The sequence below is a fragment of the Sphingomonas sp. BL-S-05 genome (assembly GCF_055521695.1).
Genome location: NZ_CM145499.1, coordinates 395,253 through 412,748, shown reverse-complemented (window position 1 = coordinate 412,748; position 17,496 = coordinate 395,253). Strand labels below are relative to the sequence as shown.

At 66.0% G+C, this 17,496-nt stretch carries 15 protein-coding genes and 1 pseudogene; 11 read left to right on the top strand and 5 right to left on the bottom strand.

Annotation, left to right across the window (positions count from 1 at the left end):
* Positions 1-44: 44 nt before the first annotated feature.
* Positions 45-1,073 carry an MFS transporter gene (locus tag ACZ1JS_RS01745; protein WP_465167437.1) on the bottom strand — a complete coding sequence of 343 codons (1,029 nt, stop codon included), beginning with the start codon at positions 1,071-1,073 and terminating at the stop codon, positions 45-47.
* An 80-nt stretch (positions 1,074-1,153) separates the two neighbouring features.
* Here ACZ1JS_RS01745 and ACZ1JS_RS01740 point away from each other — a divergent pair, with 80 nt between their 5' ends.
* From ACZ1JS_RS01740 to ACZ1JS_RS01730, 3 genes and pseudogenes are all read left to right on the top strand, one after another.
* Positions 1,154-1,330, top strand: coding sequence for a hypothetical protein (locus tag ACZ1JS_RS01740; protein WP_465167436.1), 177 nt, complete (start codon positions 1,154-1,156; stop codon positions 1,328-1,330).
* A 26-nt stretch (positions 1,331-1,356) separates the two neighbouring features.
* Positions 1,357-1,817: pseudogene (locus ACZ1JS_RS01735) on the top strand (transposase family protein); the annotation flags it as partial.
* Between the two features lie 173 nt (positions 1,818-1,990).
* Entirely contained in the window at positions 1,991-4,258 is a 2,268-nt protein-coding gene (locus ACZ1JS_RS01730) for an FdhF/YdeP family oxidoreductase (RefSeq protein WP_465167435.1), read from the top strand.
* Positions 4,259-4,275: 17 nt separating this feature from the next.
* Here the strand turns inward: ACZ1JS_RS01730 and ACZ1JS_RS01725 are convergent, their stop codons facing one another.
* Positions 4,276-4,500, bottom strand: a complete 225-nt coding sequence (locus tag ACZ1JS_RS01725) for a hypothetical protein (protein WP_465167434.1) — start codon at positions 4,498-4,500, stop codon at positions 4,276-4,278.
* A 115-nt stretch (positions 4,501-4,615) separates the two neighbouring features.
* On the bottom strand, positions 4,616-5,671 hold the full coding sequence (locus tag ACZ1JS_RS01720) for an ornithine cyclodeaminase (RefSeq protein WP_465168608.1): 1,056 nt from the start codon (positions 5,669-5,671) through the stop codon (positions 4,616-4,618).
* 165 nt (positions 5,672-5,836) lie between these two features.
* Between ACZ1JS_RS01720 and ACZ1JS_RS01715 the strand changes: the two genes are divergently transcribed.
* Positions 5,837-6,277 (top strand): Lrp/AsnC family transcriptional regulator, encoded by a 441-nt coding sequence (locus tag ACZ1JS_RS01715; protein WP_465167433.1) that lies wholly within the window; start codon positions 5,837-5,839, stop codon positions 6,275-6,277.
* A gap of 80 nt (positions 6,278-6,357) precedes the next feature.
* The gene (locus tag ACZ1JS_RS01710) at positions 6,358-7,743 is read left to right on the top strand and encodes a serine hydrolase domain-containing protein (protein WP_465167432.1); all 1,386 of its coding nucleotides are present in this window, start codon (positions 6,358-6,360) and stop codon (positions 7,741-7,743) included.
* Positions 7,744-7,866: 123 nt separating this feature from the next.
* Here the strand turns inward: ACZ1JS_RS01710 and ACZ1JS_RS01705 are convergent, their stop codons facing one another.
* Positions 7,867-8,478 carry an FMN-binding negative transcriptional regulator gene (locus tag ACZ1JS_RS01705; protein ID WP_465167431.1) on the bottom strand — a complete coding sequence of 204 codons (612 nt, stop codon included), beginning with the start codon at positions 8,476-8,478 and terminating at the stop codon, positions 7,867-7,869.
* A gap of 131 nt (positions 8,479-8,609) precedes the next feature.
* Here ACZ1JS_RS01705 and ACZ1JS_RS01700 point away from each other — a divergent pair, with 131 nt between their 5' ends.
* From ACZ1JS_RS01700 to ACZ1JS_RS01685, 4 genes are read left to right on the top strand one after another with little or no spacing between them, the layout of a single operon-like run.
* Positions 8,610-10,001 carry an APC family permease gene (locus tag ACZ1JS_RS01700; protein WP_465167430.1) on the top strand — a complete coding sequence of 464 codons (1,392 nt, stop codon included), beginning with the start codon at positions 8,610-8,612 and terminating at the stop codon, positions 9,999-10,001.
* The gene (locus ACZ1JS_RS01695) at positions 9,994-11,274 is read left to right on the top strand and encodes a peptide MFS transporter (protein ID WP_465167429.1); all 1,281 of its coding nucleotides are present in this window, start codon (positions 9,994-9,996) and stop codon (positions 11,272-11,274) included. The genes ACZ1JS_RS01700 and ACZ1JS_RS01695 overlap by 8 nt, the downstream gene beginning before the upstream one ends.
* Before the next feature lie 2 nt (positions 11,275-11,276).
* Entirely contained in the window at positions 11,277-11,870 is a 594-nt protein-coding gene (locus tag ACZ1JS_RS01690; RefSeq protein ID WP_465167428.1) for an MSMEG_1061 family FMN-dependent PPOX-type flavoprotein, read from the top strand.
* Positions 11,867-12,898, top strand: a complete 1,032-nt coding sequence (locus ACZ1JS_RS01685) for a histone deacetylase family protein (RefSeq protein WP_465167427.1) — start codon at positions 11,867-11,869, stop codon at positions 12,896-12,898. The genes ACZ1JS_RS01690 and ACZ1JS_RS01685 overlap by 4 nt, the downstream gene beginning before the upstream one ends.
* On the opposite strand, the gene ACZ1JS_RS01680 is transcribed toward ACZ1JS_RS01685, so the two are convergent.
* Positions 12,895-14,274, bottom strand: a complete 1,380-nt coding sequence (locus ACZ1JS_RS01680) for an amidase family protein (RefSeq protein ID WP_465167426.1) — start codon at positions 14,272-14,274, stop codon at positions 12,895-12,897. The two genes, ACZ1JS_RS01685 and ACZ1JS_RS01680, sit on opposite strands and share 4 nt — an antisense overlap.
* Positions 14,275-14,406: 132 nt before the next feature.
* Here ACZ1JS_RS01680 and ACZ1JS_RS01675 point away from each other — a divergent pair, with 132 nt between their 5' ends.
* Together ACZ1JS_RS01675 and dgcA are read left to right on the top strand one after the other, a co-directional pair.
* Complete coding sequence (locus ACZ1JS_RS01675; protein ID WP_465167425.1) at positions 14,407-16,506, top strand: penicillin acylase family protein; 2,100 nt, start codon at positions 14,407-14,409, stop codon at positions 16,504-16,506.
* Positions 16,503-17,495 carry an N-acetyl-D-Glu racemase DgcA gene (dgcA, locus tag ACZ1JS_RS01670; RefSeq protein ID WP_465167424.1) on the top strand — a complete coding sequence of 331 codons (993 nt, stop codon included), beginning with the start codon at positions 16,503-16,505 and terminating at the stop codon, positions 17,493-17,495. Before ACZ1JS_RS01675 ends, dgcA begins: the two co-directional genes overlap by 4 nt.
* The last annotated feature ends 1 nt before the right edge of the window (position 17,496 follow it).

Sequence of the window (17,496 nt, the reverse complement as noted above, 5' to 3'; positions counted from 1 at the left end):
TATTTGTTTCAAGAACATATTCGTTCGGTTTGGTCGCTGGCTGATCACCCCTGCGGCCGGGGCGTGCGGTGGCCGAGCATGATGATCGCCAGCGCCGCGATCGCCGACCCGGCGCTCATCACCAGCGCGACGATGGGCAGCGCATAGCCGATGGCGAACAGCGCCCCCGCCATGGCCGGGGCCAGCGCCGATCCGCCTCGGCCGATGCCGATGATGAACCCGGTCGCGCTGGCGCGGACGGCGGCCGGAAACGAACGGGCGATCAGGGCATAGAGCGATACCACCCCGGCATTGGTGAACATGCCGGTCAGCGCGGCCATCAGCGACAGATGGGCTAGGTCGTCCTGGCCCCGCGCGAACAGGATCACCGCCACCGCCGCCGCGATCATCGCGCCGACCGCCAGCGGCAGCAGCCGGAACCGCGTCGCCGCCGCTCCCAACAGACATGCCCCGCACACACCGCCGACATTCGCCCATACCAGGACCGAAGCGGCGGCGGACGGCGCGAAGCCCATGTCCACCACGATCTTCGGGATCCATTTCAGAATGAAGTAAAAGGTCATGATATGCGTGAGATACGCGACGGTCAGCGCGATGGTCGGCAGGCGCAGGGCCGATCCGAACAAGGTCGTGACCGGCACGCGCGCGCGCTTCGCCTCGCGCTCGGGCAGGCTCGCCACCGGCGGCTGGTGCATCTTCGCCAGCACGCGATTGATCCGCGCGACGGCATCGCGGGGGCCCCGGTCGGCCAGGAACGCCACCGTCTCCGGCACCCGCCACAGCACGACCGGGATGAACAACAGCGTCACGACACCGCCAAATTGAAACACCACCGGCCAGCCATGGTCCCGCAGCAGCCACGCGGAGATGGCGCCCCCGACGATCGCGCCGACCGGATAGCCGCCCGCCATCAGCGATACCGCCAGGCTGCGCCGGGCGGCGTTCGCCGTCTCGGCGACGGCCGCATTGGTGGCGGCCAGCATACCGCCGATCCCGATCCCGGTGACCACACGCCAGGCCGACAGGATCATGACTCCCGATGCCGAAGCCGCCCCGAACATGCCGATCGCCATCAGGACCAGGCAAAGCAGGATGGTGGCGCGCCCCCCCCAGCCGGTCCGCCAGACCGCCCAGCGCCAGCGAACCGACCACCATGCCCAGCAATTCCATCGAGAGCAATTCCGCGACGGCTTTCGAGCGCCGCGACCCGGTGACCGACGCAGTCGAACCGGTTGGGCGGACGGTGACGACCGCCAATGCCCGCCCCGTCAACGAGATCGACGACCGGGACTTGGGCGTTCATTGCGAGGGTCGGCACCCATCAATGTGAGACGCGCGACCTGATTCAGACTTCGAGAGGAGACGGTCATGCGCGACGCGACCTGTTTGAAGGTGCACCACCCGGCATCGAGCCTGCAGGCAAGAAAGGGGATTCCGGCCGCCTGATCGATCGCACCAAGGGCGGCATGAACGCGAAGCTTCATGCGCTTGCCGATGCGAACGGACGTCCCTCGAGCTTCTTCATGACCGCCGATCGGACGAGCGACGATACTGGCGCAGCAGCACTGCTCGGCGACCGCGGCTACGATGCCGACTGGTTGAGAAACGCATTACAGGCCAAGGCCATGCGACCTTGCATCCCGGGCCGAAAATCCCGCACTGAGCCAGTCAGATACGCAAGCGTCGCTACCGGCGCCGCCGCCGCATCGGAATGGTGTTCGGCCGCCTGAAAGACTGTCGCCGCTTCGCCCCGCTGCGACCGCTGCGCTACCGCCTTTTTCTCCGACTTCGCCCTAACCCCAACCGTAATCTTCTGATTTTACCCAGCGATTCCTGACCTTGGGCGTAAAGGAAGTATTCGAAATCGGGCGACATCGATCGAAAACAATTGACCGCGACCTGAACGTGTTCGGCACAGTGGCTTGCCCTCTACTCCGGGCTATATCGGGGTAATGCGCGAATCAGCTTGTCGAGCCATGAAGGACGAAATGTGACCGACCGACGCATCGATGGCGTGAAGGATTATTCCGGTCCAGCGGGGGGCTGGGGCGCGTTGAAAGCTGTCGCTTTGGCGGTCCGTGCCCAGATGGCCGATGCCCGCACGCTGCTGTCGGTCAACCAGCCCGATGGGTTTGACTGCCCTGGGTGCGCCTGGCCCGATCCGCGCCACGGTTCCTCCTTCGAGTTCTGCGAGAACGGTGCCAAGGCCGTCACGTGGGAAGCGACTGCCAAACGGGTCGACGCGGATTTCTTCGCCCGCCATTCCGCCAGCGAGCTTTGGACGTGGAGCGATCACGATCTGGAGGGGGCGGGCCGGCTGACCGATCCGCTGCGCTACAATCCTGCGACCGATCACTATGAAGTGATCGGCTATGACGAAGGGTTTCGTCTGGCGGGCGAGGCGCTCCGTCGGCTCGATCATCCTGATCAAGCGGAATTCTATGCCTCCGGGCGTACCTCGAACGAAGCGGCATTCCTGTGGCAGCTATATGTTCGCGCCTTCGGGACCAACAATTTCCCCGATTGTTCGAACATGTGCCACGAAGCGACGAGCACCGGGCTGCCTCAGTCGATTGGCATCGGCAAGGGAACCGTCACGCTCGAGGATTTCGAGCATGCCGACGCGATCTTCTGCATCGGGCATAATCCCGGCACCAATCATCCCCGCATGTTGTCGTCGCTGCGCGCCGCGGCAAAACGCGGCGCCGCGATCGTCGTCGCCAATCCGATGAAGGAGCGGGGTCTCGAACGATTCCAATCGCCTCAGCACGTCGGCGACATGATCCGACCGGGGGGTGTTCCGCTCGCGTCCGCCTATCATCAGGTCCGGATCGGCGGCGACATGGCGATGCTGAAGGGCATGATGAAGGCCCTGTTCGCGATGGATGCCGCCAATCTGTCATCGGGTGGGCCGGGGGTACTCGACCGCGCCTTCATCGCGGAACATACCACCGGCTTCGACGCGCTGGCAGCCGATATCGCCGCGACGGACTGGAACGAGATCGAGCGCCGCTCCGGTCTGCCTCGCGCCGAGATCGAGAGCATGGCCGACACCTATGCGCGGGCGGAGCGTGTGATCATTTGCTACGGCATGGGCATAACGCAACACCGGCATGGCACGCGCAACGTGCAACAGATCGCCAACTTGCTACTGCTGCGGGGTAATTTCGGCCGGCCGGGAGCGGGTATCTGCCCATTGCGGGGGCACAGCAACGTGCAGGGCGACCGAACGGTCGGGATCACCGAGCTTCCGACCGAGGCGTTCCTGCAACGGCTCGACACTGCATTCGGCATTACGAGTCCGCGCCGGCCCGGCCACAATGCCGTCGAAGCGCTCAAGGCCATGCGCGAAGGGCGATCGCGCGCGATATTGTCGCTCGGCGGCAATCTTGCCGTGGCGATGCCCGACCCCGAGGCGTGTTTCGCAGCGTTCCGGGCGATGGACCTGTCGGTCACCATCGTGACCAAATTCAATCGCACTTGTCTGCTTCAGGCGCGCGAGACGCTGGTGCTCCCCTGCCTGGGTCGTACCGAGCAGGATATCCAGGCAAATGGGCCCCAATTCGTGACCGTCGAGGACTCGATGTCGACGGTTCACGCCTCGCGCGGGCGGATCAAACCCGTGGTTGACCAACTGCTTTCCGAGCCCGCGATCGTGGCGGGGCTTGCCAAGGCGACCTTGCGCGACACGGCGATCGGCTGGGACGCAATGGTCGCCGACTATGACCGCATCCGCGAGAAGATCGCAGAGGTTTTTCCGGACTTCGGCGACTTCAATGCTCGCGTTCGACAGAAACATGGCTTCCGGTTGACCGTGGGGCCGTCAAACCGCGTCTGGACTACGTCGGACGGAAAGGCCCACTTCATCGTCCACGCCGACGCCGACGGTGCAGGCGGCAATGCCGATGGGCCGATGGTCTTGACGACCATTCGGAGCCACGACCAGTATAACACGACCATCTATGGCCATGATGATCGTTACCGCGGCATCACCGGGCGGCGGGATGTGGTGTTCGTGAACCCGGACGACCTTGCCGAGGCAGGCCTGCGACACGGCGACCTGATCGACGTGGTGACCGCTACCGGCCGCGTACTGGAGCGGCAGGTGGCGATCGCGCACGCCATCGCCCGCGGATCGGTCGCTGCCTATTATCCCGAGGCCAATCATCTGATCGCCTTGGACGACCACGATCTCGAAAGCGGCACGCCCTCCTATAAGTCGGTGCCTGTCCATTTGCGGGCGGCGGCGCTTCGCTAAGGGTCAGGGCTCGTTGATCACTGCCAGAAGAGGATGGTTGCAGCGAGGGTGATCGTAGCGGTTTGCGACCCGGGGCCAGTCTCGGGCGACCGAACATGATCCAACGCGGCTTCGTCGTCGATCGCGCCGCTGGTCGTATCTGATCGGCTCGTTGCGCGATCGCTGACCCCGCTTTCGGGGTGCTGCCTGCTGAGCGAGAGCGATGATAGGTCGTTCATCAGATGCTCGCCCGTGTCGGACATTGGCAATCCTCACGATGCGCGGTGCATCGAGAGCGATTTACCAGCCCCTGATGCCACGACATTAGCAGGACGAAGGAAGTGGGATCGCGGCATTACTGAGCGCATGGCGCTGCAGCTAGGTCGCTACTGCGGTTTCTGACATGGTGGCCAGCGGACGTTTGGCGCGCAGCAACATGCCGAAAAGGTCGCGGGGGTCGTCAGGGTCGGCGATCAGATCGAGCAGCGTCTTGAAATCGGTGCCGACGACGCGCTCATGCACATAGGCAAGAGCCGAGAAGTCCTCGATCGCGAAGCCCACGCTGTCGAACAACGTAATCTGGCGATCATCACGCCGGCCAGGAGCATCACCCACGATCACCTGCCACAATTCGGTCACCGGGTAATCGGGCTCCATCTGCTGTATCTCACCCTCGATCCGTGTCTGAGGCGTAAACTCCACGAAGGTATCGGCGCGGCGCAGGATGTCGCGGTGCAACTCGGTCTTGCCGGGACAATCGCCACCGATCGCATTCACATGCACCCCCGCGCCGACCATGTTGTCGGTCAGGATCGTCGCGAGTTGCTTGTCCGCGGTCGCGGTCGTGACGATCTGCGCGCCCTCGATCGCGATCTCGGCAGAGCTGCACGCGGTCAGCGAAAGCCCACTGCCCGCCAGGTTCCGCATCGCCTTTTCGGTGGCGGCGGGATCGACGTCGTAGAGGCGAACCTCCTCGATCCCGATGACCGCCTTCATCGCCAGCGCCTGAAACTCCGATTGGGCTCCATTGCCGATCAGCGCCATGGTCGTGGCAATCCGCGGGGCAAGATGCCGCGCGGCCATCGCTGAAGTGGCCGCGGTACGCAGCGCGGTTAGAAGTGTCATTTCCGCCAGAAGCAGCGGGTAACCGGTCGCAACGTCCGCCAGCAGACCGAAGGCCGCGACAGTTTGCAGCCCGTCGCGCGCATTGCGCGGATGGCCGTTGACGTATTTGAAAGCATAGGCGGTCCCGTCCGATGCCGGCATCAGTTCGATCACGCCATCGACAGAATGCGCCGCCAGCCGCGGCGTCTTGTCGAAGACCGGCCAACGCCGGTAATCCGCCTCGATCCGGTCGGTTAGTTCGCGCAGGACAGTTTCGATGCCGACGGCATGGACCAGCCGCATCATGTTGGCGACGTCGACGAAAGGCACCAGCGCCTTGTCGGAAGGGGGAAGCACGGGCACGATCGGATCCTCCGCATGGTTGCTGGCCCCTGACTATGGCGCCACAGCATCAGCCGACATCGCATTCGCGCATCATTTCGCGGGGCATTTCGCGCACAATGCGCGGTACGATCGATCATTGTGGAGGGTAATATGACGGAGGTGGCGAAATATGTTCCGGACACGCTCGATCGGGCAATCATTGGACATCTGCGCAGCGACGGCCGCGCCGCCTTGGCGACGGTCGCCACCGCGTTGGGCGTCACGCGCGGAACGGTCCAGAACCGGATCGCGCGACTGCTCGCGACCGGAACGGTGCTGGGCTTCACCGTGCGCATGCGCGAGGATTACGATGCAGGGACGATCCGCGCGATCATGCTGATCGAGGTGAGGGGAAAGTCGACGACCCAGGTGATCCGCAAGCTGCGCGGACTCCCCGACATCCACGCGCTTCACACTACCAACGGCGCCTGGGACCTGATCGCCGAATTGCGGGCCGATGATCTGGTGGCGTTCGATCGGTTGTTGCGCGAAGTGCGAATGATCGACGGGATCGAAAACAGTGAAACCAGCATCCTGCTCAGCAGCGTCTGACCAACCGCAGCCGACGACGCAAAAGTTGATTATTATTGCGATGATGTTATCGTTGATCTAGGAGTTGATGGAGCATCAGAATGCGGATGTCGCGACGTGGCGTGCTGGCATCGGCTATTGCCGGCGCAACCGCCGCTTCCTTGCCCAGTCGCGCGGACGCGTTGACGTCACGTCTCGAGGAAATCCGGCAGGCGCATGATGCGCCCGGTCTGGCGGTAGCGGTGGTGCGAGATGGCCAGCCGATCGTGCTCGCGCATGTGGGGCGGGCCAGCATCGGTCTGGATGTCCCCGTCACCTCGCGGACGCTGTTCCACCTCGGGTCGGTCGGCAAGCACATCACGGCGGTCGCTGCCCTGCGTCTGGTCGAGGCAGGCAAGCTTTCCTTGGACGCGCCGATCGGCCGATATGCGCCGCGATTGCCTCCCGCTCTCGCCGATCGCCCCTTCCATTCGCTGCTGACCCACACCAGCGGCTTTCCCGATTACAGCGCGGCGGTCGAATGGGACCGGCCGTTCGACCGTGACACCTTCTATCGCCTGATGGCGGCCTATCCGCCGGAATTCGCTGCGGGGACCGCATGGAACTATTCGAACGCGGCCTATGTCCTGATCGGCTATGTCATCGAGGATCTCGCGGGCAAGGACTATGCCCGCATCGTTGCCGAGGATCTGTTCGCCCCCGCCGGCGTCCGCGATGGCCGCGTCGATGACGCCGCCCTGCCCGTCCGGCGGCGTGCCGAACCATATGAATGGCGCGATGGCCTGCACGTTCACGCGACGCGGATGAGCACCACGGTGTCGTCGGTCGCGGCGGGCGGCATACTCATGCCGACGTCCGATGTCGCACGATGGACCGGCGCGCTTCACGGCGGCGCGTTGCTGTCGCACGATGCGCTGGCACAGATGACACGACCGGTCCGATTGAAAACGGGACGTGAGATTCCTTACGGCTTCGGTTGGATGCTCGACCACATGCCCGGCGGCCAGCCGATCCACTATCACGGCGGCAGCGTCCCCGGTTTCCGTACCGTGCACATCCATTTGCCCCGACAGGGATTGAGCGTGATGGCCATGACGAACGGCGACACGCTCGCCGCGACGATCGCAGGATGGGAGGCGGCCGAACGGCATGCCCCGGATGCAACGCCGCTGTCGTTGCCGCTGCTGACGGACACCGCCCCCGCACTGACGCGTCAGGCGCAAGCGATCGTCACGGGAGCCCCCCTCGATCCAGCCGCCTTCGCGCCCGAGATGCGCCTGCACCTCGATGCCGGGCGCGACCATGTCGTGCCACGCTTCACGCCAGCGCAAACCGCCACGCTGCACGATCTCGCGCTGGTGCAGGACGAGCCCGCCGGGGACGGTACCAGACGGCGACGCTATCGAGCCGCCTTTCCCGGCTATGTCCGCCATCTGACCGTCCACTATCTCGATAATCGTCGCATCGGTTTCATGCGGATCCAGTAGTCAACATTCGACGACGTCGAACGCCAGCCCGCCGTGCCCGTTCACCATTCCCTCCAGCATGTAGGTCGCGCCCGGGAATAGGGTCGGCGGCGGTGGCGACAACGCCGACATGGCAGTCGGGCATCATGCCTGCTCGTCCGTGGCGTGACGCATCCATTCCGCGAGCGGATGATCGCCGAGACCGGCAATTATCTCGCGGCGCACGTCCAAGCGCTCGTCCTGCCCCAGCTTCATGCGCGGTACGGCCGCCGTGATCCGCGCGCGGAAGGCGATGACCTGCGCTCGCAGCGCCGCGTAGCGGTATCCCAGTTCGCCGACCGTCCAAGGCCGTTTGCGCCCCGCCTCCATATGCGCCACCGTCCGCTCCAGCACCGTGTCGATGCCATCGGGCCAGAGCGCGACGTCGGCATCCAGCGTCGCGGTGCAGAAATTCCACGTCGGTGCCCAGTTGCGATCGCCAAGCCACGCGGGGGAAATGTAGGAATTCGGACCGGTGAAGAGGAACCGCGCCTCGCCGTCCTGCTCCAACGATGCGACGAGCGGATGTCGCCGCGGCAGATGACCGATGAGAGTCCCGCCCAAAATGCTGTCACCGGCATCGTCGCCGCGATCAAGGAGAACCGGCATGAAGGCAGGCGCAGCACCGCCGCGGGCCGGGACGATCCAAGCCATCGGATGATCTGCCAATAGCCTGGTCAACTGCTCCCTCGTCGCCCCCGCGAAGGCATCCGCCATGCCGTTTCCTTCCGTGTCATGAGGTTCTCGTCCGGTAGGTCGCTGTCGACATGCCGGCGCGAACCGGAATTAGACATTACCATGATAATGTGCAATCCTGCGATGTGCCGGTGGTCTCAGGAGGAGGGAAGGTGACGCGACCGATTGCGCGCGCAATGCCGGCGACGGTACTGAACCGTGCCATCACCGGCGTCGGCTTCTTCGTCCTCGCCTTTGGCAGCATCGTCGGGTCGGGCTGGGTTGTTGCCATGGGCGAATGGCTCGGTAGCGCCGGACCGGGCGGCGCGATCCTCGCCTTCCTGCTGGGGGGCGTGGTAATGGCACTGATCGCTGGCGCCTATGCCGAACTGATGGCGCGCCTGCCACGGTCGGGTGGCGAATTCTGCTTCGTCTGGAATGGCATCGGGCCGCGCACGGGGATGATCGTCGGCTGGTTCATCCTGCTGCATCTCGTCAGCTTCACCGCGTTCGAGGCGTTCGCGCTGTGCTGGTTCCTGGAGGCACTGATCCCGCCGCTCGCCGACGCGCCGGTGCTGTACCACGCGGCAGGCACCCCGGTCACGGTCGCGACGCTGGGCATCGGCGTAGCCGGCGTGGTCGTAATCACTTGGTTCAACTGTCGCGGTGCGGACGTGGCGGTTCAGTTGCAGCGCGTCATCACCTTCGGGTTCATCGCAATTTCGATCGCGTTGATCTTGATCGGGCTGGCGCTGGGGCACGCGCGCAACCTTACGCCGATGTTCGCATCGGCACGGCCGAACGATGCGCTGCCGGGCTTCTTCTGGACCTTCGCGACATCGCTACTGTTCCTGTCCGGGTTTCAGGCGACCGTCAACGCGGTCGAGGAACGCGGCCATGCCACCTCGATGCCCACGATCGCGCGCTCCCTGGTCGGCGCCGTGCTGGCGGCGGCGGCTTTTTACGCGCTGATCCTGCTGGCCGCCGCGCTGCTGCGCCCCTGGCCGCTGCTCGTCGCCGCCCCCCTGCCCGCCGCAGCCGCCTATGGCGACGCGCTTCCCGGTGCGGCGACGCTGGTGCTGGCCGCAGCGACCATTTCGCTGGCGAAGACGTGGAACGCGCTGCACTTCAGCGCGGCGCGACTGGTAATGGCACTCGCGCGCGATCGCGTGCTGCCTGCCGTGCTGGAGCGCGTCGACCCCACATCGGGTGTCCCGCGCCTTGCCATTCTGGGCGTCGCGGCGGGTACGCTGGCATGGCTCGGCATGGGGCGCGGCGCGATCATGCCGATCATCAACATGTGCACGATCTGCGTCACGATCATCATGATCCTGTCGCTGATCGCCTTGTGGCGGTTGCGCGACCGGCAAGAGGCGGCGCCCGAGTTCGTCCTGCCCGGCGGGCGTGTCCTACTGGCGGCGGCGATCGCGGCCGCCGCACTGGCCGCGGGCATCGCAGCGATCGCGCCGTTCGCGCGCGGCGGCGTGCCGGTGGAGATCGTCCTTCTGATCGGCTGGGCCCTCGCGGGAGGCGGGTTCGTTATGATGCGGGGCCGGCATGTCTGAGCTACGACGGCGCACCCTGTTCGGCCATCCCGCTGGCCTGAGCGTCCTGTTCCTCACCGAAACCGCGGCGTATTTTTCCGCATTCGGCATGCAGGCGCTGCTCGTGCTCTACATGGTCGAATCGCTTGGATTCGACCGTGCGACGGCATCAACGGTCTTCGGCCTGTTCGTCGGCGGCGCGAATCTGACGCCGCTCCTGGGCGGCTGGGTGGCCGACCGCTTCATCGGCCAGCATCGCGCGGTGTTATTGGGGGCGGCGCTGATGGCGGCAGGGCATGGCGCGATGCTTTGGAACGCCGGGCTGTTTCCTGGGCTGGCGCTGGTCGCGCTGGGCAATGGCTTCTTCATCACATCGCTCATCACCCGGATCGGAGCGCTTTACGCGGTCGACGATCCACGACGCGACCGCGCCTTCATGATCTACTATCTCGGGATCAACGTCGGCAGCTTCCTCGCGCCCTTATGCTGCGGCTGGCTGGCCCAGCGCTACGGCTGGCACGTCGGGTTCGGCGCCGCGGCGGTGGTGATGGCGGCAGGGCTGATCTTCTACCTTTGTTTCCAGCATCTGGTTCCTCGCGGACACGCCGCCAAGGTGCCCGACGAATCATCGGCCGTCGGCACCGCGCACGACATGACGGCATTGGCCGCGATCCTCGCGCTCGTGGTGCTGTTCCGGCTGGGCTATGAGCAGACCGGCAACAGCGTCGCCCTTTGGATCGATCGCGACGTCGATCGGGCGCTCGGCACATTCCTGGTCCCGACGCCCTGGTTCCAATCGCTCAACCCCTTGTTCATTTTCCTGTTCTCGCCCCTTCTCGCCTTTTACTGGCGACGACGCGACGAACGCGGGCGGCCGATCGATCCGATCCGCAAGATGGCGACCGGTGCCGGCTTTGCCGCGATAGCCTTCGCGATGCTCGTCGCGGGCGCGGCAACGGGCGGCGTCACGCCTATCGGTTATGTCATCGCCTTCTTCCTATGCATCACCATCGCCGAGCTTCACGTCTTTCCAATCGGCCTTGCGATGGTGGCGCGCTTCTCGTCCGCCGGGAACCGGTCGACGATGATGGGGCTGTGGTATCTCGTGAAGTTTGTCGCGGGTACCACGGCCGGACTTCTGGCCGCGGCGAGCACGCGGATCAGCGCCATTTCCTTCTTCATGCTCAACGTCGCGCTCGCGCTGGTGGTCGGCGCGCTCATGCTGGCGCTGCACCGGCGGCTGACAGCCCGACCGGGCAGCGCATTCGACAAACCAATCGGACTATCATCATGACAATGATCGAAGAACAACATGCCGTCAGGACGGTGGAACGGCTACGCGCCTTGTACGACGACCCCGGCGAATTACCGATCAGGAAGGTCCTCGACCGGCTCGACGAGCATTGCCGCCGCTTCATCGCGGCATCCCCGTTCCTGGTGCTGGCCACGCATGACGGCGCCGGGAACAGCGATGCCTCGCCACGCGGAGACGCGCCGGGGTTCGTCGCGGTGATCGACGACCGACACCTGTTTCTTGCAGACAAGCCGGGCAACGACCGCATCGACAGTCTGTCGAATATCCTGCGCGCGCCAGGCGTGGGAATGTTGTTCCTGATCCCCGGGGTGCGCGAGACGCTGCGGGTCAACGGAACCGCGCGCATCACCTGTTCCTCCGATCTGCTGGCGCCTTATGCCGAGAACGGCAAGCCGGCGCGCACCGGCCTCATCATCGAGGTAAGAGAAGCGTTCCTGCACTGCGCACGCGCGTTGTTGAAGGCGAAGCTGTGGAACGTGGACAGCTGGCCGCCGAAAGGAACCGTCGCGTCCCCCGGCAGGATCTGGGCCGACCATATCGCGATCAACAAGGAACTGGCGGGGACAGACAAATGAGGTGTTTCTATGCGCCCGCACAAGCGCGCCACGCACCGGTCTCGGAGCTCAACCGCGGCGTGCTCGGACCGCCGTTCGAAGCCGCTTCGCGGCCTGCCACGGTACTGGCAGCGCTCGCCGCTGCGGGATTCGCGCCGGCAGAGGAGCCGGAAGCGTTCGACGATCGCCTGATCGAACGCGTTCACGACGCGGACTTTCTCCGCTTCCTGCGCACCGCGCACCAAGCGTGGCGCGATCTGGGCCGCGATGGTGATGCGTTGCCGATGTGCTGGCGCGGGACGACGATGTTCAACCCGCATGGCGACGCCTCGCTCGATGCGTGGCTTGGCCATTATGCGTTCGACAACATGACACCGATCACGGCCCATAGCTGGATCGCGGCGCGCGCATCGGCGGATACCGCGCTTGCCGGCGCGCAGGTGCTGGCGGGCGGAGCGACCTCCGCATTCTCGCTCTGCCGCCCGCCCGGCCATCACGCCGGGGTGGCGGCCTATGGCGGATACAGCTTTCTGAACACGGCTGCGATCGCGGCGCAGTATTTGCGCGACCACGGCGCGGCACGGGTCGCGGTGTTCGATCCCGATTATCATCACGGCAACGGAACGCAGCAGATCTTCTACGACCGTGACGACGTGCTGTACGTGTCGATCCATGCGGATCCGCGCACCGACTTCCCCTTCTTCAGCGGCTTCGCCGACGAGACGGGGAACGGTCCCGGCGAAGGTCGCAACCGCAACCTCCCCCTTCCCCGCGGCACCGACTGGGCAGCGTGGAGCGACGCATTGCGCGATGCCGAAGCGACGATCGCCGCCTTCGGGCCGGACGCGCTGGTGGTGTCGCTCGGCGTCGATCCGCTGGACGGCGATCCGCTGTGCGCCTTCCGCTTCGCCAGCGACGATTTCCGCCGGTTGGGAGCCCGGATCGCGCGACTAGGATTACCGACGTTGTTCGTGCTCGAAGGCGGCTACCAGCTCGACCTGATAGGCGATAACGTGGCGCGAGCCCTGCGCGGCTTCATGGGCGACTAGATCGGGGCGCGGCGGCCATCGTTCCACGGCGCCGCCCGCTCGATCTGGGCAGCGAGGCGCAGCAGCGTCTCGTCGCTGCCGATACCGCCCGACAGCATGGAGCCAATCGGCAGGCCATCCGGCGACAGCCCCAGCGGCAAGGAGATGGACGCCGCGCCGGTGACGTTCTGAAGCGGGGTGTACGCAATATAGTCGAACATCTCCGCGAGCAGTTCGTCGAACGCCCTGGTCCCGGCCAATGTCCCGAGCGGCGGCGGCGGCGAGGCGACGACCGGACCAAGCAGCACGTCATATTCGGCAAAGAACTGCTCGGAGGCCGCCACCACGCGTCCGATCGCGGCGTAACAATCCACCAGTTGCGCGACGTCGAGCGCCTCGGCGCGGGCAGCGAGGCCGATCGCCCATGGCTCGAAGCCGTTCTCGGGCAAGGCGCCCGCAGCGTCACGATAATGGTCGACGCCGTCGCGCGCGAGGAACTGCCAGAGCGTGCGGAACAGGTCGGCGGCGGCGCACAGGTCGGCCGGCAGGCGATCGATCTCCTGGACGTCATGACCGAGATCGCGACAGAGCCGCATCGTCGTGTCGATCGCGGCGGAAACCTCCGGCGCAGGCGGTCTCCCGTTCATTCCGCGGTCGCATCGGATGATGCGAAGCGGCCCCGCTTTGGCCTGTAGCGCGAACGGGTGCGGTCGCAGCCAGCGCGCGAACCAGGCGACGTCGCGCACCGATCGCGCCAGCATCGCGTCCCCGACCAGAATGTCTTCCAGCAGATGGAAGCCCCGCGCGCGGACGTTCGCCCCGCGCGAGGGCTTCAACCCGATCACGCCGCAACAGGCGGCAGGAATGCGGATCGATCCACCCCCATCGGCTGCATGGGCGACGGGCACCATCCCCGCCGCAACCGCCGCCGCTGCGCCCCCGCTCGATCCGCCTGCGGAATGGCCGCTGTGCCACGGGTTCGCGGTCGCCCCCGTCAGAACCGATTCGGTGGTCGGCAACAGGCTGAATTCCGGCACCGCGCTCTTGCCCAGAAGAATCAGCCCGGCCGCGTCGAGCCGGTCCGCCAACGCGAACTGCCGACGCGCAGGCGGCGCATCGGCGAGCATGCGCGACCCGCAGGCAGCCGGAAGGCCGATATAGGGCAGGCTGTCCTTCGCCAGCCATCCGACCCCGGCCATCGCGCTGCCCGTCGTCCCCGACATTGCCCGAGCCCGCGCCTGCTCGAAACAGCGATGGCTGAGCGCCCCAAGGGCAGGATCGACCGCCTCGATCCGATCGATCTGCACGTCCGTCAGCTCGGCTGCCGTCAGGTGCCGCTCCGCAATCAAAGCTGCCTGCGCATGCGCGTCCAAGAACAGGATGTCATCCGTCGTCACGCCCTCAGCCCCTTTACTAATAACGTCATGGTGATAATGTTTATTGCTGGAGGTGGCGGCTGGTCAATGCCGGCGTGCGTTCACCGTCGGAATTGGGGGGACAGGATGCGACGGGCGGCAAGGGCTGCGGTAATGATGGTGGCGGTTCTCCCATGTGCGGGCGCAGCGTCGCGCGTGCCGGTTGCGGCCGCTGACACCGCCGAGATCCGCTGGGACGATTGGGACGTCGCGCACATCTCCGCACCCGACGACGTCGCGGCGATGCGCGCGTTCGGATGGGCGCAGATGGAGGCGCGCGGCGACCTGCTGCTGACGCTCTATGGTCGTGCCCGCGGGCGGGCCGCGGAATATTGGGGAGAAGACGGGGTCGCTTCGGATACGCGGCTGGCGCAGATCGGCATCCCCGATGCGGGCCGCGCATGGGAGACACGACTGACACCGGGCGAGCGCGCGCGACTGGCCGCTTTCGTCGCAGGCGCAAACGCCTATGCCAGGCGGCATCCGGATCGGATCGCACCGCGTAATCGCGCCGTCCTGCCGCTACGCCTGTCCGACCCATTGATGCACGTTCTGAACGTCGTGGTGGGCAATTACGTCGCCGGTGGCCAGATCCAGGCGGCGGCATCGCTCCCCGCCGCGCCGGGTGAAACCGCCTCGAACGGGTCGAATGCCTATGCCATCGCCCCCGCCCGATCGAAAAGCGGCGAGGCGATGCTGCTGATCAACCCGCATCTGCCGTGGGACGATCTGTTCACCTGGTTCGAGACGCAGATCACCGTGCCTGGCAGCAGCAGCTATGGCGTGGCGCAGGTGGGTTCCCCCTTCCTCGCCATCGCGTTCGGCGCGCAGGGCGGCTGGACGCACACCGTGAACCAGTTCGATGGCGCGGATCTCTATCGCCTGACGCTCGACGGCGATCGCTACCTGCTCGACGGCGTCTGGCGCGACCTTCAACAAGAGACGCGGACGCTGCTCGTGCGCGGCGAGGACGGCCGCAGCACGCCGCGACGTATCACGATCGAACGCACGCTGCATGGACCGGTGCTGCGCCGCGACGGTAGAACGGGCTATGCGTTACGGATTGCGGGCCTCGATAGCTTCGGCCTGATCCAGCAATATTGGGATATGGCGAAAGCGCGCGACGTGGATGCGTTCGAACGGGCGACCAGCCGGCTCCAGATTCCGTTCTTCAACACGATCTACGCCAGTCGGCGCGGCGACATCTATTATCTCTACGGTGGGCGATTCCCGCTGCGTCGCCAGGGCGACCACGCCTTCTGGAGCGGAATCATCCCCGGGGACCGCTCCGCGTTCCTGTGGGACGGCGCCCTGCCCTATGCCCGCGTACCGCACTTCCGCAATCCACCCGGCGGATTCATTCAGAACGCCAACGATCCGCCGTGGCTGACGAGCTGGCCGCAAGTGCTGCGGCCTGGCGACTATCCCGTCGACATGGCGCCTGCGCCGTCGCTCGACTGGCGGGCGCACCAGTCGTTGCGACAGATCCGAGCGCATCCGCGCGTCGGCTTCGACGATCTGCTCGCGATCGAACGATCGACCCATATCGAGTCCGCTGACCGGCTTCTGCCCGATCTCCTGGCTGCGGCACGCCTGTCGACCGACCCGATCGTTCGCGACGCTGCCGCCGTTCTCGCGTCCTGGGATCGCGCCAGCGAGGCGGGCAGCAGAGGCGTGATCCTGTATCAGGTCTGGGCGCGCAAGCTGATCCTCGGCCGGGATCCGAAGCAGGTCTATGCGACCCAATGGTCCCCTGACCGCCCGCTGACGACACCCGCGGGCCTCGCCGATCCCGACCTCGCCGTGCGTTTGCTGGCAGAGGCGGCGGGAGAGATCCGCCAGCGCTACGGTCGGCTCGACGTCGCTTATGGCGAAGCGGTGCGGCTACGGCAGGGAGCGGTGAACCTGCCCTCCTCCGGTGGCGATGTCTATCTGGGCTCCTATCGCGCCAGCTGGTTCGGCGCGGGAGCGGATGGCGTGAACGTGACCCAGGGCGGGAACACCTTCACGGCCCTCGTCTCCTTCGGCCGCCGGCTGCGCGCGGTCGGGCTGCTCCCCTATGGCAACGGCGCGGATGCGCGGGCGAACGCCGCACAGCTGCGACTGTTTTCGCAGAACAAGCTGCGTCCGATCCGCTTCCATGCCGATGAGATCGCGCGCCACACGGTCAGGATCGAACGGATTGGTCGCGACGTCGTGCAGGGCACCGAATGATGACGTGTTTCACCGCGACCGTCGCGACCGAGCGCCGCCCGCTCGCCCGCCCCTTCGTCATCGCGCGCGGCACCATCGACGAAGTGGAGTTCGTGACGGTGACGCTCGCTGCGGCGGGGGCCGTCGGACGCGGGGAGAGCTGCCCGGTGCCGCATTTCGGGGAGTCGGTCGACAGCGTCGTCGCATTGGCGCGCGCATGGACGGAACGGCTCGAAAAGGGCGCGGAATGGACGACGCTTCACGACCATTGCCCGCCGGGGGCGGCGCGGAACGCGATCGACTGCGCATGGTGGGACTGGCGCGCCAAAGCGACAGGGCGCCCCGCCTGGACGTTGCTCGACCTGCCCGCACCGCAGACCATCGTCACCGCCTTCACGATCGGTATCGATGCGCCCGACGTGATGGGCGATCGCGCTGCCATCGCCGCCCGTTCGCATGGCTTGCTGAAGGTGAAGCTTGGTGCGTCCGGCGATCCCGCGCGCATCCGTGCGGTGCGCGCCGCCGCGCCGCTCGCAACGCTGATCGCGGACGCCAACGAGGGCTGGAGCGTCGAAGACTTCGCTGCTGCGATGCCGGTGTTGGCCGAATGCGGCTATGCGCTGATCGAACAGCCATTCCGTGCCGGACAGGACAGGCTGCTGGAAGGGGTCACGCGCCTGATACCCATCGCTGCCGACGAATCCTGTCATGTCGCCAGCGACGTCGCGCGGATCGCGCCCTTTTACGACATGATCAATGTGAAGCTGGACAAGACCGGCGGTCTCACCGAGGCGGTACGCCTGCTCGACACCGCACGCGCGGCGGGGCTCGATGCGATGGTCGGCTGCATGCTCGGCACGTCGCTGGCGATGGCGCCCGCGTTGCTACTGGCGAGCCGCTGTCGCTACGCCGACCTCGATGCGCCCCTGCTGATGGGATCCGACCGCGATCCCGCACTCCTTTATCGCGACGGCACGGTCGCGCCCCCTATCCCCGCGCTTTGGGGATGAC

Bases quoted from the DNA above. Each gene is read 5' to 3' on its own strand.
- ACZ1JS_RS01745 (WP_465167437.1), bottom strand. From the start codon at position 1,073: ATGGCGATCGGCATGTTCGGGGCGGCTTCGGCATCGGGAGTCATGATC.
- ACZ1JS_RS01740 (WP_465167436.1), top strand. From the start codon at position 1,154: ATGCCCAGCAATTCCATCGAGAGCAATTCCGCGACGGCTTTCGAGCGC.
- ACZ1JS_RS01725 (WP_465167434.1), bottom strand. From the start codon at position 4,500: ATGTCCGACACGGGCGAGCATCTGATGAACGACCTATCATCGCTCTCG.
- ACZ1JS_RS01715 (WP_465167433.1), top strand. From the start codon at position 5,837: ATGACGGAGGTGGCGAAATATGTTCCGGACACGCTCGATCGGGCAATC.
- ACZ1JS_RS01710 (WP_465167432.1), top strand. From the start codon at position 6,358: ATGCGGATGTCGCGACGTGGCGTGCTGGCATCGGCTATTGCCGGCGCA.
- ACZ1JS_RS01705 (WP_465167431.1), bottom strand. From the start codon at position 8,478: ATGGCGGATGCCTTCGCGGGGGCGACGAGGGAGCAGTTGACCAGGCTA.
- ACZ1JS_RS01695 (WP_465167429.1), top strand. From the start codon at position 9,994: ATGTCTGAGCTACGACGGCGCACCCTGTTCGGCCATCCCGCTGGCCTG.
- ACZ1JS_RS01690 (WP_465167428.1), top strand. From the start codon at position 11,277: ATGATCGAAGAACAACATGCCGTCAGGACGGTGGAACGGCTACGCGCC.
- ACZ1JS_RS01685 (WP_465167427.1), top strand. From the start codon at position 11,867: ATGAGGTGTTTCTATGCGCCCGCACAAGCGCGCCACGCACCGGTCTCG.
- ACZ1JS_RS01675 (WP_465167425.1), top strand. From the start codon at position 14,407: ATGATGGTGGCGGTTCTCCCATGTGCGGGCGCAGCGTCGCGCGTGCCG.
- dgcA (WP_465167424.1), top strand. From the start codon at position 16,503: ATGATGACGTGTTTCACCGCGACCGTCGCGACCGAGCGCCGCCCGCTC.